Here is a 15,648-nt window from a genome sequence, read left to right on the forward strand (position 1 = left end):
TCATGGCGATAATATTCCTCAACCAAAGATTGCTAAAAATGTCCCTTATCAGTAGATATCAAATGAGCAGCCTTTTGGCTGCTGTTCTGTTGCTTGCAGCTTGTGAGAAAACGCCACCTGACCATCGTGCTCCTGTGACTCTGCCCTTATATACTGACGGCGATGCAGACAACGGCTCGATAATTTATAAAGATGCTTGTGGACAATGTCACCAACGTAATGCGGGTCTGAATAAAAAAGGCCCACAATTAATGAATATATATGGTGCGCCGGCTGCCGAGTTAAAAGATTATACCTACAGCAAAGGGCTAGAAGGTTCAGGTTGGGTATGGGATGCAGAGACACTCGATCCATACATTGCAGATGCCCAAAAAGCCATGCCAGATTCCAAAATGCTGTCTGACCCGATGCCAGATGCGAAAGAGCGTGCCGATATCATCGCTTATTTATCTACGCTCCGTGCCGCTGCACCAACCGTTACAGATGATGTGAACTGACTTATCATCGTTATGACCTAAAAAATGAGCCAATAACCTACTATGACCCATGCAGCTAACAATAGATCATTATCTACCTCTCATATAACAGCGAATCCGCTCAGCCAGTCCATACCTAGTACGGCTGATTTTCAACGCAATCAGCAGCAAATTGCACAGCTGTTAGCGCAATTAAATCAGATTGTATTGGACAAGCCGCAAGCAGTTAGGCTAGCGCTCAGTTGTATATTAGCGGGCGGTCATTTGTTATTGCAGGACTTGCCTGGTATGGGTAAGACGACTTTGGCACAGGGCTTGGCACAGTTGTTAGGTTTGAGCTTTAGCCGAGTGCAATTTACCAATGATATGTTGCCTGCTGATATTTTAGGTATGAGCATCTATGACCAAAGTAAACAGCAATTTGAGTTTCGTCCGGGACCTATCTTTACACAGTTATTACTTGCTGATGAAATCAACCGTTCCAGTCCCAAAACGCAGAGTGCGCTACTTGAAGCGATGGAGGAGCGACAAGTCACGCAAGATGGCCAGACTTATCCTTTGCCACAGCCGTTCTTTGTCATTGCCACCCAAAATCCATTGCAGCAAGCAGGTGTCTATCCGCTCCCAGAGTCGCAGTTAGACAGATTCTTATTATGTTTGTCATTGGGTTATCCATCGCCTGCTGCAGAGCGTGAGCTGCTAAAAGGTAAAGACCGTCGCGAGCTACTCAAAGATTTGAATACGGTACTTGATACTGAGGCTGTACTATTGGCTCAGCAGGGTGTCAGACAAGTTTATGTAGCAGATACTGTATTGGATTATTTGCAGAGAATGGTTGCAAAAACTCGTGCAAGCCAAGAATATCACGGCTTATCGCCTCGCGGCGTGTTGTCACTACAACGTGCTGCCCAAGCGCATGCCTATGTATCGGGATACATGGAAGTAACCCCTGAAGATATTCAAGCAGTATTTGCTGCGGTTACTGATCATCGCCTCGGTCAGCGCTTTGTACCTGCGCATGTGACTGGTGGTCAAGCAACAAAAACTATCGCCCAACGTATCCTAGCAGAAGTGTCAGTCGTCGCTTAGCAGCTGACAGACTGTTTGACCGTATTGATTAACTGCATCGGTGAAACATAGTGCTACACATAGTCAAATCTATATAATTTAGAAAAAATATCAAAGTCACTCAGTTCACTATTTACGGTATTTTCACCCGCTCTTCTCGTATTCGAATTGTCCTAAATCAACTATATCGTTCTATTCGTGAGTTTGTTTGTCAGATGATATAAATACAAATGATGACAACATTGTCAATCAGATGGTAATAATAAGGTAGTCATGAGCTTGTTACCAAAGGCCTTAACCGCACCAATAAAATCAGCTCTGAGCCGCTGGTTTGCCGCGCGCGCACCTAAGAGTGATAGTGCTACGCTTAATTTGCGTAATGTCTATATTTTCTTTAGTCGTGAAGGAATGCTATTCGCCGTATTGTTAGTAATTACCTTTATCGCGGGTATCAACTATGGCAATAACTTAGTGCTTGGTTTGTGCTTTTATCTGGTCAGTATTTGGCTGATTAGTTTTCATGTTACTTTTGCTCATATATCTGGTCTGCAAGTGCGTCTGCTAGAAGTCACTATGACAGAAGCTGGCCTGCCTGTCTGGATTACGCTGCAGTTGAATAGTGATAGTCGCCAACCACGGCGTCAGTTGCTATTTGAATTTGAGCAGATACCCAATAAGAAAACCAAAAATGTCACAATCGCGCAAAGTTCAGTGCTCATCACGCGATTACAAGGCGAGCAAGTCATTCGACTGCCTATTCAAACCATTAATCGTGGCCAACTTGAACTACCACGGTTAAAAATAAAAACAGTTTATCCTCTAGGTATCATGCGTGCATGGTCTTACGTATACTTTGCGCGTACAGCGTGGGTATATCCAAAACCTGAAGTTTTTGACTGGCAAGCAAAATATGCAATCGCAAGCTTAGAGGACTTACCAATAGGTGGGCAGTATAGACAGGGTCAGGACGACTTTGAGCGATTAGATAATTATGTCGAGGGTGAGTCATTGGCCCGAGTCTCTTGGGGGCATGTAGCGCGGGGACAAGGTATGCTGACCAAGCACTTCGCTGATCCAGTCGGTCATGAGCAAACGCTTGATTATGCAGATATGCCAGCTGCACATCACGAGCAAAAACTTGCACAATTGGCTTATGGAGCATTGACGCTGGGTCAGCTAGGTGTACCGTTTCAAATGCGTTTACCTAGTGATACTCCTGCTACTGCAGAGATGAGTAACGGAGAATCCTTTGCGCAAGCATGCTTGCTAAGGCTTGCGAAAGCACCATGACCAATTCTAAACGCTCATCTTCTGCTGATGTTGATATACTATCCACAGAGTATTCTGTGGTCGATGCTACAAAAACGGCCAGCTTTGAGCAGTTGGCTTTAGGTCAAAAGGTCTCGTTTCAACCTGAGCGAAATGACGCTAAATGGTATCGTAAGTTATTTGCACTGCCAGCTTATTATTGGGTATTAATTGCCCAAGTCGTCGTCGTGTTACCGCATGCCGCACATTTACCATTATGGTTGATAGGATTTGCCGCCGTCAGTATCGCCGCTCAATTGCCTTATATCAAAGCTAAATTCAAAAAACTATCGCACCTAAAGCGTATTTATCAAAGTGTACAAATGCTAGGCTTTCTGCTGGGGCTATTAGGTCTGTGGCTAACCTACAATACGGCATTTGGGCTTGATATGGGCGTGGCATTTTTGGTGTTATGCCTAGTTAGTAAGCTATGGGAGCTGTATAAGCGCCGCGATGCCTATGTCGTATTGAATTTATCATTGTTCGTGCTTGCGGCATTGTTTTTGATGGACCAAGGTTTACTGACTACTTTAGAAGTGATCGTTGGCGCAGTCATTGTATTGCTAGCATTTATTGCGCTTAATGATGATAGCAATGCTAACGGTGATGGACGCTTGCGTACATTGGGCGTGTTAGGGGTTGGTGCATTGCCATTATTGGTGGTGCTATTTTTGTTTTTTCCGAGACTGCCACCACTGTGGTCCGTACAGCTCTCAGGTCAGCAAGCCGTTACAGGTGTGTCTGATAGCATGTCTCCTGGTGATTTTGCCAATTTAGGGCAGTCAACTGAGCTAGCCTTTCGGGTAGAGTTTGCTGATGAGCGCCCACCACAACAGCAGCTGTATTGGCGCGGTTTAGTATTTAGTGATTTCGATGGTGTCACATGGCGTCCGGCTTCCCAAAAGGATCAATGGTCGTCGAGATTGCAAGCACCTGCATGGATTCAGAACGCCTTCGCTACTGTACCTGATGAATCAAGGGCGGCACCTGTCAATTACAAGGTTATCTTAGAACCCACTCAGCAAAACTGGCTATTTGGTCTTGATTATCCGTTCTCCCAGCAGCCAGATATTAATACTACCTCTGAATTTACTTTATCAAAGGATCAACCTGTTAAGCAGCAGCTTCGCTATGATGTGTTGCAGTTTGCACAGATGCGTATTGATCCAGTTCTGACAGAGGCATCAAGACGTGAGAACCTTGCCTTGCCTAATGAAGGTAACCCTCAAGCACGCGCGCTTGCTAAGCAGTTATTTGAGCAGTCAGGTTCAGACCCTGTTCGCTACATCGCTGCTATTGAGCAATGGATCAATCGAACAGAGTTTCGCTATACGCTGTCGCCACCACGGCTCAATACCAATCGTATTGACGAATTTTTATTTGAAACCAAAGCAGGGTTCTGTGAGCATTATTCTTCAAGCTTTACCTTTATGCTACGCGCCGCTGGTATTCCTGCACGAGTAGTAGCGGGTTATCAAGGCGGTGAACCAAGTCGTAATGGTAACGTATGGGAAGTGCGGCAAATGGATGCACACGCATGGACTGAGGTTTGGCTTGAGGGCCAAGGCTGGGTACGTGTAGATCCGACAGCATTTGTGGCGCCTGAGCGAGTAGAGCAAGGCATGAATACGATGACCCAGCAGCAAGGGGCGGCTATGTTTGGCAATGGTGCTAGTGCACAGATCAGCTATCAGCAGTATCAAATGCTGCAAACGCTACGCCGATTATCAGACCAAGCGAGCTACTATTGGCAAAAAGACGTAGTCGGCTATGACCAAGACAAACAGGCCGACTCGCTACTCAAATGGTTCAATATCAGCTCAATCATGCAGCAAATCATTTGGTTAGCCACCAGTGCGGTTTCCGTTATGGCTATCTTAATATTTGTCATTTGGTATCGCCGCCGCAAACGATGGCACCCAGCAGACCTACCTCTTGCTCAGCTCTCAAAACGTGTTGCCAAACATGATAAATTATTAGCTCGCAATGATAATGAAGGGCAGCTAGCTTGGTTGGAACGTTTGGCATCAGCTATTGATAGCCGTAAGGATAACAATGCTCACTCTGCTATAAGTCAGCTAACAGATAGTAGCGACCCAATCGTTATTCAGACAAAGCTTATTGAAATTAGACAAAACTACCGTCAGTTACGCTACGGACGACTGAGTAGATTTGATAGCAGTCATAGCGAGTATCAAGAACGACTCAAACAACTTAAAAAAGATGTGCGCGCATTGTTATAAAGGTTTTTGGTGATAATGCTATTAAGTTGCTAAGGTGTTTTGAGCTAATTAAAAAACAGATAAGCGAATTAGTGAATAAGTAGAGAGGCGGTTATATGGCGATATATGTAGATTTTGTGCAGATAAAATTCAAAGGCCATAAGTGGTGTCATATGTTGGCGGATAGCTTGCAAGAGCTGCATGACTTTGCGGCGTTTATTGATGTGGATGCGCGTCTATTTCATCGTAACGCTAGCTATCCTCACTATGATATCACGGTTCAAATGCGTGAAATCGCTATTGCACAAGGTGCTATTCCTGCCGATAGAAAAAAGATTATCGAGTGTGCAAAGAAATTAAAAGTAGAGCTGAATGACCAGATAGAGCAATCTAGTCATTCTTAATATGAGGATTTTTCAAGTAAATAAGTAATGTTTCAATTGTCTGTTCACTTATCTAATCGAATGTATATTTATTCAACTATACCAAACACATTATTTTGCCGTTGCTGCAGTACTGATAGCGTTAAGTGCTTTTGAAATATTAGCAATCTCAGTATCGCAACCTTTGATATTGTGACGTGTCTTGAGGTAGTCAGGGTTGTTGTATGACAGCCATACTTTCTTATCAGCATCTTCGCTAATCAATATTTTTTGCGGCAAATCAATGGCAACGGTTTGCTCACAGTTCATTAATGGCGTACCCGCTTTAGGGTTGCCAAACATAACGACTTGCGTTGGTCTCAATGATAAGTCGGCACTCTGTGCATTTTTCTGATGATCGACTCGTGCAAATACTTTCATACCCTTGCTTTCGATCACTGAGACCAGTTTGTCTGCGGTATCTTGGACGGAGTGATGACTCTGTAAAGTTACCAAGCCTTTTTCGGCATTGATAGAGGTTGTGGTGTCTGTCATAGTACCGGTGCTATTGGTTTTATCCAACAGCGTATCAATACTGGCACAAGCGGAAACGGCCACTGCCAGCGCAGCGATAGAGACGATTTTAATCATAATTACACCTTTAAGTTGTCTGTAGTATGGTCAGTCCTAACTATAATGAGCAACATCGAATATTCATTGTGCGTAATCAGGTCTGTGATTGCAATACGTCTTAACAGAACGTTAAACCAAATGTTCTGCCAAATAATCTACGAGCAGTCTAATCTTTGGTGATAAATGACGGTTATGCGGATAGATGGCCCAAATGCTTTCTTCGGGCTCTCTATAATCATCAAGTAAACTGACCAACTCGCCGGATGCTAAATACTTTTGCACATAATAATCAGGCAGCTGTACGATACCCAGACCTTTTAGCGCAGCATCGACCAGACTATAGCCGCTGTTATATTGCACCGTACCAGAGACACGCAGATTCCTTTCTACGCTCGTTTGTTGGTTATCCGCCTTACCATGAGTATTACTATTCTCTTTTACTTTAGCAGTATCTATAAAGTGCCAGTAGTCACGAGTACCTAGTAGGCAGTTATGTTGACTTAAATCACTCAGTTGGTGTGGTATGCCGTGTTTTTTTAGATAAGAGGGCGCAGCGCAGACAAAGTTAGTGCGCAAGCTAAGTTTTTTTGCCATCATCGTCGAGTCATGCAATTTGCCGATACGAATGGCCAAATCATAACCCCCTTCAATCAAATCAATTTTCTGATTACTCAAAAAGGCAGTCACTTCGATATCGTGATACTGCATCATAAAATCATTGATAAGTGGTAATAACTGCTGCTCACCATAAGTAACGGGCGCTGTCAGTTTGATTCGGCCTTGGGGCTTTGATTGTAAGTTGCTTACGGCTTGCTCAGCGGCATCCAAGCCGTCGAGTACACTGCGGCAATGCTGATAGAATACACGTCCTTCTTCAGTCAGTGAGACCTTGCGCGTGGTTCGATATAGCAGCTTTATGTTTAAACGTTTCTCTAACGCGCTGATCTGGCGGCTGACTTGTGCAGTCGAGATACCCAGCTCTTTTGCACCACGCGTAAAGCTCTCGAATTCTGCGACATAGACAAACTCACTAATTCCTTCCCAGCGCATGATTATTACCAATATGTAAAAGATATTTGCAAATATAGCATATTGTTATCCGCTCAGAAATAAATATAATGGTTAGTATCAATGTAAACAGATGGTGTTTTACTGTCATCGATGCTTGCCTATAGAGGGCAGGCAAGATAAGCTCAGTCTATCTTTATTTGTTTTAACTATAGATATAGTAAACGCCAGAAGCCATAAAATACTTTAGCAAGTGACTAGAATGGCTTGCACTTATCGTAAAACTGTTATGTCATTACCTATAAAAAACAATCAATTAAAAAGAGAGATTTTTATGTCAGATAAATTTATTAAATCAAAAGCCGCCATCGCGTGGGGTCCAAAGCAGCCGCTATCTATTGAAGAAGTGGACGTCATGCTGCCACGCAAAGGTGAAGTATTGGTCAAAATCGTTGCCAGTGGTGTGTGTCACACAGACGCTTTTACCTTATCTGGTGAAGACCCAGAAGGTGTGTTCCCTGCGATCTTGGGTCATGAAGGTGGCGGTATCGTTGAGCAAGTTGGCGAAGGCGTGACCAGCGTTCAGGTCGGTGACCATGTCATTCCGTTATACACGGCAGAATGCGGCGTCTGTAAAATGTGCCGCTCAGGCAAAACCAATCTTTGCTCGGCAGTGCGCGAGACTCAAGGCAAAGGCTTAATGCCAGATGGCACCACACGTTTCTATAAAGATGGCGAGCCTATCTACCATTATATGGGTTGCTCGACTTTTTCTGAGTACACGGTTTTACCAGAGATTTCTTTGGCTAAAGTTAATAAAGAAGCGCCATTAGAAGAAGTTTGCTTGCTTGGTTGCGGCGTAACTACCGGCATGGGCGCAGTCATGAATACTGCAAAAGTCGAAGAGGGCGCTACAGTGGCTATCTTTGGTCTGGGCGGTATTGGTCTGTCAGCGGTCATCGGTGCTGCCATGGCAAAAGCCAGCCGTATCATTGCGATTGATATCAACGAAAGCAAGTTTGAATTGGCTAAAAAACTAGGTGCAACTGACTGTATCAACCCGAAAGATTATGACAAACCGATTCAAGAAGTGATCGTTGAGCTAACCGATGGCGGTGTTGATTATTCGTTTGAATGTATCGGTAATGTCGATGTTATGCGTTCAGCGCTAGAGTGCTGCCATAAAGGTTGGGGCGAGTCGGTCATCATCGGTGTGGCCGGTGCTGGACAAGAGATCTCAACCCGTCCATTCCAGTTAGTGACTGGTCGAGTCTGGAAAGGTTCCGCATTTGGCGGTGTAAAAGGTCGCACAGAACTACCAGGTTATGTCGAGCGCTATCTAGCAGGTGAAATTCCTTTACAGGATTTCATCACTCATACGATGCCGATAGAAGACGTCAACGAAGCATTTGACTTGATGCACAAGGGCGAAAGTATCCGTACGGTTGTACACTTCTCAGAGTAGTTAATGACAGCAGTAAGGACGTTATTGTCTTAGAAATACTTTATTAAAAAAGGCTGCTTCGATATTGAGGCAGCCTTTTTTTTAATGTTATTTGCACACACGGCTTTGTGATTGAAAGTATCAAGCACTTTTTTTGCTAATGATTTGATCCGCTAATGTCGATAAGTCTGATGCGGTCAAATCTGGAACTGGTACATTGGGCGCGTTTAGCATCGCATTATAAGGACGGGTCAAAAATGCACCGCGACAACCTGCCGCTTGTGCGCCTATGGTATCTCAGAGGTGACAGGCGACAAGGCATAAATCTGACGTATCAACGGCTAGCGTATCAGCCACCAATTGGTAAGTATCAGGTGCTGGCTTGAATTTGCCAACAGTCTCAATACTAAAGTGCTGCTCAAAGAATTGACTGAGTCCTGCTTTTTCTAATGGCGTTGGAGACGCACTGCTTGCTGAATTGGTCAGCGTGACCAGTCGAAACCCTGCATCGCGCAAACGAGTCAGGGCTGGCGCTGCATCAGGATGCGCAGGCAACGCGCTCATTCTTTCTTTGAACTCATTGATATCGTCGTCTGTCAAAGTCACTTGTCTGATGTTAGCAATCATTTGCAATGCACCAACGCCGAGCTCGCCAAAAGGCGTATAGAGACCGGATAACGTCATGGTCTGCGAGTACAGTACTAGCTGAGCGAACCATTCTCGCAGCACTCTTTGCTTGCCAAAGACGCGCGTGAATAAAGGCGTTAGCGTGTCGATATCGAGCAGTGTTTCATTGACGTCAAACACAATAATCGAGGGAAAGCGTTCAGAAGACATAAAGTATCCTTTTATAGAATGACATTTTTATAACGTCAGGTGGTTTACTCAGTCATGTTGGCCAATTGCTCTAAAATACTGATGTAGTTCTCGACCCCTTGGGCACCGCTGACCAGATGACGCTCATTAAAGATAATCGCTGGTACACTATGGATGCCTTGCTGTTGCCAATGCTGCTCTTCTGCTCGTACTTCTTTCGCAAAGAACTGACCTTCCAACACTGCCAATGATTCACTACGATCAAGCCCAGTCTCTGCTGCAATATCGGCAAGCACATTGATATCTGAGATATCTCTGTTATTGGTGAAATGCGCAGCAAACAAAGCTTGCTTTAGCTCATGCATGCGGCCTTGCTGATCAGCGAAATGTAGCAGCTGATGCAAGTTAAAGGTGTTGTGCATACGTGTGTCATCATTGAAATTAAATTCAAAGCCAACTTCCTGTCCAGCTTCAGTCATTCTGACTCGGCTAGCATCTGACTCTTGCTTGGTAGAGCCGTACTTCTCGATGATGTGCTCACGTAGGTTTTGACCTTCGCTTGGCATATTTGGGTTTAGCTCAAACGGGTGCCAGTGGATAGTGTGAGCAGTATTGGTTTGCTCAAGCGCTGCTGCCAATTGACGATAGCCGATGAAGCACCAAGGGCAGACGACGTCTGAGACGATATCTATTCGGAGTGGTTTTTCTGATGTACTCATATTTCCTCGCGGGTATTATTATTTATGTTTTATTTGAGATGTATAGATAGTGGCATATCAGTTGGAATCAAGCAGATATACCTAGTTATCAGACAACTATAACTAGTTACCATATATCAAGTCAGTTCATACTAAGAGAATGACTAAGTGATTACAATGTAGTCTGCGCAGTCGGCGTTGCCAATTCGGTAGCGTAATTGTAACCATTACTAATAAGAAAGTAGGCGTTTTTGCAATACGCTGACTCAGTCATAACAAAACCTACGAATACTTAACCAAGCAGGCATGGTCATAAAATAGCTTTTTATTTAAAGTGTTTTCGTTGGAATGATAATTGAAGAAAAATTCTAAGCAAGAATAAAAAATTAATATCAATAATGGAGTCACAGATGAAAAATATCACTGAAGCGATGAACTGGCGCTACAGCACAAAAGAATTTGATACCCATAAGAAAATCTCAGCAGAAGATTTCCAAAGTCTAAAGGATATTTTGCGCCTCAGTCCTTCGAGTACCAACATTCAGCCTTGGCATTTTGTCATTGCTGATGATGAAGCTGGTAAAGCCCGAATCGCAAAAGGCACTGAGGGCATGTATGAGTTCAACGATGCCAAAGTAAAAGGTGCCTCGCACGTCATTGTATTCTGTAGCCGTGTCTATGCAGATGATGAGTTTTTGAATGACATCTTAGAAAAAGAAGATGCAGATGGTCGTTTTGCAGAGCCAAAATTTAAAGAGCAAATGCATCAGACGCGTAAAATGTTTTTAGACATTCGTCGTTATGAGCAAAAGGACGAGCCACATTGGTTGATAGAGCAATTGTATCTTAATATGGGCGCTTTGCTACTAGGAGCGGCAACTTTAGGTATTGATGCGGTGCCGATGGAAGGGGCTGATTTAAAAGCACTTGATGAAGAGTTTGATTTACGTAGCAAAGGCTACACCGCTGTGGCAGTCGTATCACTTGGTTATCGTAGTAAAGATGACTTTAACGGTGAGCTGCCAAAATCACGTTTTAATGAAGAAACGATTATCACGAAAGCCTAGCCAGTTATTAGCTAATCCAAGAACGGATTTAATAGACATATCTACTAAATACTATACGTAAAAAGTCTATTTAAGAGCCTCATAAACTGACTGTTTATGAGGCTTTTTTTATCGAGATTTACTTTTAGATAACCTTAAAAACTGAGGATAAAAAATATACCACCTATTAGCAGCACTAACATTTCGATACTCTTGCAGATTAGAAACTACACTGGAATCCCTACAAAGTAAAAACAAAACAACTGTTTTCATACGTCATAATAAATTTATTGACGCTGTCATTTTGAAGCGTATTTCATCATTCTATTATTTTCATCTGCCAGCGAGAAGCCAGCATGTCTACTTTGACCTTAACAATCAATAAGCAAGATTATCAGCTTGAAAATCTTGACGCCCGTACGACACTGCTCGACGTCTGTCGTCAGCACCTACAAATTACTGGACCCAAAAAGGGCTGCGACCACGGTCAATGCGGGGCTTGTACCATGCTCATTAATGGACGACGGGTCAATTCCTGTCTGACACTCGCCGTTATGCATGATGGTGATGACATCACAACGATCGAAGGCATCGGAATGCCAGAGTCATTATCGGCATTGCAGCAAGCGTTTAAAGACAATGACGCTTTTCAGTGCGGATATTGCACGCCTGGTCAGATTTGTTCAGCGACCGCATTGATAGAAGAAGTGAAACAAAATTGGCCAAGCCATGTCAGCACAGATTTGCAAAACCCTGATGGTCGCCTTGTACAAGAAATTGCTGAGCGCATGAGCGGTAATATCTGCCGCTGCTCAGCTTATCCAAATATTATCAAAGCCATTTCACAAGTGCTTGAAAGCCAGGTATCAGATAGTCAAACACAAGAGCCTAGTACTCAAAAAGCAGACAACACAGTGCAAAACTCAAGCGTGACAGGTATCTGGTCACCGCCACCGAGCGAGGCGCAACTTGGCAAAACCTCAGCGAATAACAAGACAGCAACTGCTACAACAGGAGGCCGCTCATGAAACGCTTTGAATACAGTCGTGCTGATGCACCAGAGCAAGCGGCAATATCTGCCAGTACTGAGGATGCGTCTTTTATCGCAGGCGGTACCAACTTATTAGACTTGATGAAATTGGAGATTGAAACGCCAATTAAATTGGTTGATATTACCCGTTTAGAATTAGAGCAAGTCGAAACCACTGCTGACGGTGGTTTGCGTATCGGTACGCTTGTGACCAATAGTGATTTGGCAGCGCATCCTGAGGTTATTGTAAATTATCCAGTATTATCCCGAGCGATTTTGGCAGGAGCGACTGGTCAGTTGCGTAATAAAGCAACGACTGGCGGTAATTTCTTGCAGCGCACACGTTGTTATTATTTTTACCAGACAGACAGCGCCTGCAACAAGCGTGAACCGGGGACAGGTTGTCCTGCTATCAATGGCGAGAACCGTACGCTAGCTATTTTAGGCACGAGCGATGCCTGTATCGCTCAGCACCCATCTGACATGGCAGTGGCGATGCGCTTGCTGGATGCCACTATCGAGACAGTTAAGGCGGACGGCTCGATTCGTACTATCAATGTAAAAGACTTTTATTGCTTACCGAAAGATACGCCGCATATCGAAAATGTATTAGAGGCAGGTGAGTTAATCACTCACGTTGTATTACCTGCGCCTATCAAAGGTATGCACACCTATGACAAAGTGCGAGATCGTGCTTCTTATGCCTTTTCACTCGTATCCTGTGCAGCAGTAATAGACGCTGATGATAGCGGTAATCTAAAGACGGTACGATTGGCATTTGGTGGTATCGGTACGGAGCCATGGCGTAATGAAGAAGTTGAGGCGCTATTAACAGATACCGATGGCAATACTGATGTCATCACGCAAGCCGCTGATCTGTTATTGCAGGATGCCAAAGGTAATGGTCAAAACGACTTTAAGATACCGTTGACGCGTCGCCTACTAAAACAAGTCATTCAGCGCGCACTAGCGGGCGAGGGAGCATAATCATGTCATTATTTGAATCAATCACTCAGTCAGAACCGACCAAAAAAATGACTATGGATGAGCCTGTTGAGTCTTTGTTTAGCACAACAGCGAGCAAACTGGTTGGTAAGCCAATTAACCGTGTTGACGGCTCGCTGAAGGTTAGTGGTCAAGCGCCTTACAGTGCTGAAATCCATTTAGACAATAAAGCGTACGGTGTCTTGGTCGGTGCGACCATTGCCAAAGGACAAGTCGAAAATATCGATAGTAGTTCTTTAGATGGCATCCCTAATATTATCAAGGTCGTGACAGACCCTAAGCACTTTTTGCGTAATTCGCAGCAAGGTGGATTAAAAAAAGCCCCGAAGCAGGGAGCGACTGAGATTTTTTATCATGGTCAGCCTATTGCGGTGGTCATCGCTGAAACCTTTGAAGCAGCAACGGAAGGAGCGAATGCGCTTAAAGTCACTTATAAAGATGAGACTGACCAAGCGGCATTAAATTTTACCAAAGAGTTGTCTAACGCCCATGAAGTTGATGAGAAAAAAGGCTCTGATAAAAATTATGTCCAAGGTGATCCTGAGCAAGGATTAGCTGATGCTGAGGTAACGCTTGATCGCTTTTATCATACGCCAAGTCAAAACAGCTCTGCGATGGAGCCACATGCGACATTGGCACATTGGGAAGGCGATAAGCTCGTTCTTTATACGGCCAATCAAATGCTGGCGTCTTGTAAGCAGCAAGTGATGGATGCGCTAGACTTAAATAAAGATCAAGTTCAATTAATTGCGCACTATGTCGGTGGTGGGTTTGGTAGCAAGCTCGGTATTGCGCCTGAATCTATTGCCGCTGCAATTGCGTCAAAAGAGCTTGGTCGTCCAATATTGATTACCATGACCCGTCCACAAGTGATGGAAGCGACAGTTAGACGCTCAAATACTCGTCAGCGTATCGCAATCGGCTGTGATAAAGATGGCGTTATCGATACGTTGATTCACGATACCATTTCTAGTAATTTGCCAGACGAGGCGTTCTTTGAGCCAACTGCCTTGTCTACGCATTATCTATACAGTGGTAAAAACCGCCGTGTAAATTATGAAATGGTCGACATGAATCAAGTGTTATCAGGTTCGATGCGTGCGCCTGGCGAAGCGGTCGGTATGATTGCCGTTGAATGTGCAATGGATGAATTGGCTGCGCAATTAGACCTTGATCCTATAGAGCTACGCCGCCGTAATGAACCCGAAAAAGACCCTAGTAAAGACATTCCGTTTTCGACGCGCCAGCTGATTGCCTGTATGGAGCAAGGTGCTGAGCAGTTCGGTTGGAGTCAGCGCAACGTAAAGCCTGCCAGTCAATTAGAAGGTGACTGGTGGATAGGCACAGGCATGGCTGCCGCCGCACGTGGTAATCAGTTACAGTCTTCTGAAGCACGAGCAACTCTGCAAATCGATAAGTCAAAAGCGCTCGGTGTCAAAGCAGTCATCGAGACAGACATGACAGATATTGGTACAGGGTCTTATACAGTGTTTTCTCAGGTAGCGGCAGATTTATTAGGACTACCTATTGACCATATCGAGATGAAGTTAGGCGATAGTGCCCTGCCACCTGCATCAGGTTCCGGTGGTAGTTGGGGCGCTGCGAGTGCAGGTAGTGGTGTCTATCTCGCTTGTGAGCAGTTGCGTGAGATGCTAGCAGAAAAAGTCGGTCTATACCCTGATACGATTCAGCTGGATAAGGGTCAAATTAAGCAAGTAGGCAAGCACGATTTGACAGCGGTAGAGACAGCCAAAGAGAACGGTCAAGCGTTTGCTGATAGCACTATTGATAAAATATCTGAAACTACAGGAGTCTCATTTTCAGAGAATGTATTAGAAGAACAGTCAGAATCAGAAAAATATGATTTTGACAATACAGAATCATATGCGCTTGCTGACGTGATCGCAGGCTATGAGGAGCAAAAAGTCAGTGCCAAAGGTCAGATAAAGCCAGGTAAAAATGGTAAGAAGTATCGTCAGTCCTCTTTTGGTGCAAACTTCGCTGAAGTAGCCGTGCATAAAGTCACTGGTGAAATTCGAGTCAAACGCATGACAGGCGCATTTGCTGCAGGTCGTATTCTTAACCATAAAACAGCGACTTCGCAATGCTATGGCGGCATGGTATTTGGTATTGGTTCAGCGTTAATGGAAGAGGTCATCCATGATAAACGTGACGGTCGCCTATGTAACCATGACCTCGCTGAATATCATGTGCCGGTCAATGCAGACGTACCACAGTTAGATGTGATATTGGTCGAAGAGGATGACCCTTATACCAACCCAATGCATATCAAAGGTATTGGTGAGACGGCTATTGCTGGTGCTGCCGCTGCAATTGCTAATGCTGTCTACAATGCCGTCGGCGTACGTGTTTATGATTTTCCGATTACGCTTGATAAATTGCTTTACGAGATGCCAGAGTAATTTTTTGAGCCATATGTACGACAGGAACCCGCTTAATGAGCGGGTTTTTATAACTCAATCAGCAGTATATTTCGTCATTATCAAGAAAATAACTACCAAATAAGAGGCG

14 protein-coding genes are annotated in these 15,648 nt (G+C 44.3%); 10 read left to right on the top strand and 4 right to left on the bottom strand.

All coding sequences use genetic code 11. From position 1 onward, the window contains the following. Positions 1 to 62: 62 nt before the first annotated feature. From Q0788_RS07615 to Q0788_RS07635, 5 genes are all read left to right on the top strand, one after another. Entirely contained in the window at positions 63 to 497 is a 435-nt protein-coding gene (locus Q0788_RS07615) for a c-type cytochrome (protein WP_298809246.1), read from the top strand. 42 nt (positions 498 to 539) lie between these two features. Then, positions 540 to 1,565 carry a MoxR family ATPase gene (locus Q0788_RS07620; protein WP_298809248.1) on the top strand — a complete coding sequence of 342 codons (1,026 nt, stop codon included), beginning with the start codon at positions 540 to 542 and terminating at the stop codon, positions 1,563 to 1,565. Between the two features lie 252 nt (positions 1,566 to 1,817). Next, positions 1,818 to 2,834 (top strand): DUF58 domain-containing protein, encoded by a 1,017-nt coding sequence (locus Q0788_RS07625; protein ID WP_298809249.1) that lies wholly within the window; start codon positions 1,818 to 1,820, stop codon positions 2,832 to 2,834. Beyond that, positions 2,831 to 5,095, top strand: coding sequence for a DUF3488 and transglutaminase-like domain-containing protein (locus tag Q0788_RS07630; RefSeq protein WP_298809251.1), 2,265 nt, complete (start codon positions 2,831 to 2,833; stop codon positions 5,093 to 5,095). Before Q0788_RS07625 ends, Q0788_RS07630 begins: the two co-directional genes overlap by 4 nt. 95 nt (positions 5,096 to 5,190) lie before the next feature. Beyond that, positions 5,191 to 5,478 (top strand): DUF4031 domain-containing protein, encoded by a 288-nt coding sequence (locus Q0788_RS07635; RefSeq protein WP_057761296.1) that lies wholly within the window; start codon positions 5,191 to 5,193, stop codon positions 5,476 to 5,478. 90 nt (positions 5,479 to 5,568) lie between these two features. On the opposite strand, the gene Q0788_RS07640 is transcribed toward Q0788_RS07635, so the two are convergent. After that, positions 5,569 to 6,087: a DUF302 domain-containing protein gene (locus Q0788_RS07640; protein ID WP_298809254.1), complete on the bottom strand. Its 519-nt coding sequence runs from the start codon at positions 6,085 to 6,087 to the stop codon at positions 5,569 to 5,571. A 111-nt stretch (positions 6,088 to 6,198) separates the two neighbouring features. Continuing rightward, the gene (locus Q0788_RS07645) at positions 6,199 to 7,119 is read right to left on the bottom strand and encodes a LysR family transcriptional regulator (RefSeq protein ID WP_298809256.1); all 921 of its coding nucleotides are present in this window, start codon (positions 7,117 to 7,119) and stop codon (positions 6,199 to 6,201) included. 292 nt (positions 7,120 to 7,411) lie between these two features. Between Q0788_RS07645 and Q0788_RS07650 the strand changes: the two genes are divergently transcribed. Next, positions 7,412 to 8,542 carry an S-(hydroxymethyl)glutathione dehydrogenase/class III alcohol dehydrogenase gene (locus Q0788_RS07650; protein WP_057761290.1) on the top strand — a complete coding sequence of 377 codons (1,131 nt, stop codon included), beginning with the start codon at positions 7,412 to 7,414 and terminating at the stop codon, positions 8,540 to 8,542. 276 nt (positions 8,543 to 8,818) lie between these two features. On the opposite strand, the gene Q0788_RS07655 is transcribed toward Q0788_RS07650, so the two are convergent. Both Q0788_RS07655 and Q0788_RS07660 read right to left on the bottom strand, forming a co-directional pair. Further along, on the bottom strand, positions 8,819 to 9,358 hold the full coding sequence (locus Q0788_RS07655; RefSeq protein ID WP_298809258.1) for a haloacid dehalogenase type II: 540 nt from the start codon (positions 9,356 to 9,358) through the stop codon (positions 8,819 to 8,821). Positions 9,359 to 9,402: 44 nt separating this feature from the next. Further along, positions 9,403 to 10,056 carry a DsbA family oxidoreductase gene (locus Q0788_RS07660; protein WP_298809261.1) on the bottom strand — a complete coding sequence of 218 codons (654 nt, stop codon included), beginning with the start codon at positions 10,054 to 10,056 and terminating at the stop codon, positions 9,403 to 9,405. A gap of 389 nt (positions 10,057 to 10,445) precedes the next feature. Here Q0788_RS07660 and nfsB point away from each other — a divergent pair, with 389 nt between their 5' ends. The 4 genes from nfsB (at position 10,446) to Q0788_RS07680 (ending at position 15,539) form a co-directional block, all read left to right on the top strand. After that, complete coding sequence (gene nfsB / locus Q0788_RS07665; protein ID WP_298809263.1) at positions 10,446 to 11,102, top strand: oxygen-insensitive NAD(P)H nitroreductase; 657 nt, start codon at positions 10,446 to 10,448, stop codon at positions 11,100 to 11,102. 335 nt (positions 11,103 to 11,437) lie between these two features. Continuing rightward, positions 11,438 to 12,109: a 2Fe-2S iron-sulfur cluster-binding protein gene (locus tag Q0788_RS07670; RefSeq protein WP_298809266.1), complete on the top strand. Its 672-nt coding sequence runs from the start codon at positions 11,438 to 11,440 to the stop codon at positions 12,107 to 12,109. Beyond that, on the top strand, positions 12,106 to 13,098 hold the full coding sequence (locus Q0788_RS07675) for a xanthine dehydrogenase family protein subunit M (RefSeq protein ID WP_298809268.1): 993 nt from the start codon (positions 12,106 to 12,108) through the stop codon (positions 13,096 to 13,098). Before Q0788_RS07670 ends, Q0788_RS07675 begins: the two co-directional genes overlap by 4 nt. A gap of 2 nt (positions 13,099 to 13,100) precedes the next feature. Beyond that, positions 13,101 to 15,539, top strand: a complete 2,439-nt coding sequence (locus Q0788_RS07680; RefSeq protein WP_298809271.1) for a xanthine dehydrogenase family protein molybdopterin-binding subunit — start codon at positions 13,101 to 13,103, stop codon at positions 15,537 to 15,539. Positions 15,540 to 15,648: the final 109 nt, after the last annotated feature.

This window comes from uncultured Psychrobacter sp. (assembly GCF_947500265.1).
In the GTDB taxonomy this organism is placed as follows: Bacteria; Pseudomonadota; Gammaproteobacteria; order Pseudomonadales; family Moraxellaceae; genus Psychrobacter.

Coding starts and splice junctions, on each gene's coding strand:
- Q0788_RS07635 (WP_057761296.1), top strand. CDS start 5,191: ATGGCGATATATGTAGATTTTGTGCAGATAAAATTCAAAGGCCATAAG.
- Q0788_RS07620 (WP_298809248.1), top strand. CDS start 540: ATGACCCATGCAGCTAACAATAGATCATTATCTACCTCTCATATAACA.
- Q0788_RS07645 (WP_298809256.1), bottom strand. CDS start 7,119: ATGCGCTGGGAAGGAATTAGTGAGTTTGTCTATGTCGCAGAATTCGAG.
- nfsB (WP_298809263.1), top strand. CDS start 10,446: ATGAAAAATATCACTGAAGCGATGAACTGGCGCTACAGCACAAAAGAA.
- Q0788_RS07640 (WP_298809254.1), bottom strand. CDS start 6,087: ATGATTAAAATCGTCTCTATCGCTGCGCTGGCAGTGGCCGTTTCCGCT.
- Q0788_RS07615 (WP_298809246.1), top strand. CDS start 63: ATGAGCAGCCTTTTGGCTGCTGTTCTGTTGCTTGCAGCTTGTGAGAAA.
- Q0788_RS07675 (WP_298809268.1), top strand. CDS start 12,106: ATGAAACGCTTTGAATACAGTCGTGCTGATGCACCAGAGCAAGCGGCA.
- Q0788_RS07655 (WP_298809258.1), bottom strand. CDS start 9,358: ATGTCTTCTGAACGCTTTCCCTCGATTATTGTGTTTGACGTCAATGAA.
- Q0788_RS07630 (WP_298809251.1), top strand. CDS start 2,831: ATGACCAATTCTAAACGCTCATCTTCTGCTGATGTTGATATACTATCC.
- Q0788_RS07650 (WP_057761290.1), top strand. CDS start 7,412: ATGTCAGATAAATTTATTAAATCAAAAGCCGCCATCGCGTGGGGTCCA.
- Q0788_RS07670 (WP_298809266.1), top strand. CDS start 11,438: ATGTCTACTTTGACCTTAACAATCAATAAGCAAGATTATCAGCTTGAA.
- Q0788_RS07660 (WP_298809261.1), bottom strand. CDS start 10,056: ATGAGTACATCAGAAAAACCACTCCGAATAGATATCGTCTCAGACGTC.
- Q0788_RS07625 (WP_298809249.1), top strand. CDS start 1,818: ATGAGCTTGTTACCAAAGGCCTTAACCGCACCAATAAAATCAGCTCTG.
- Q0788_RS07680 (WP_298809271.1), top strand. CDS start 13,101: ATGTCATTATTTGAATCAATCACTCAGTCAGAACCGACCAAAAAAATG.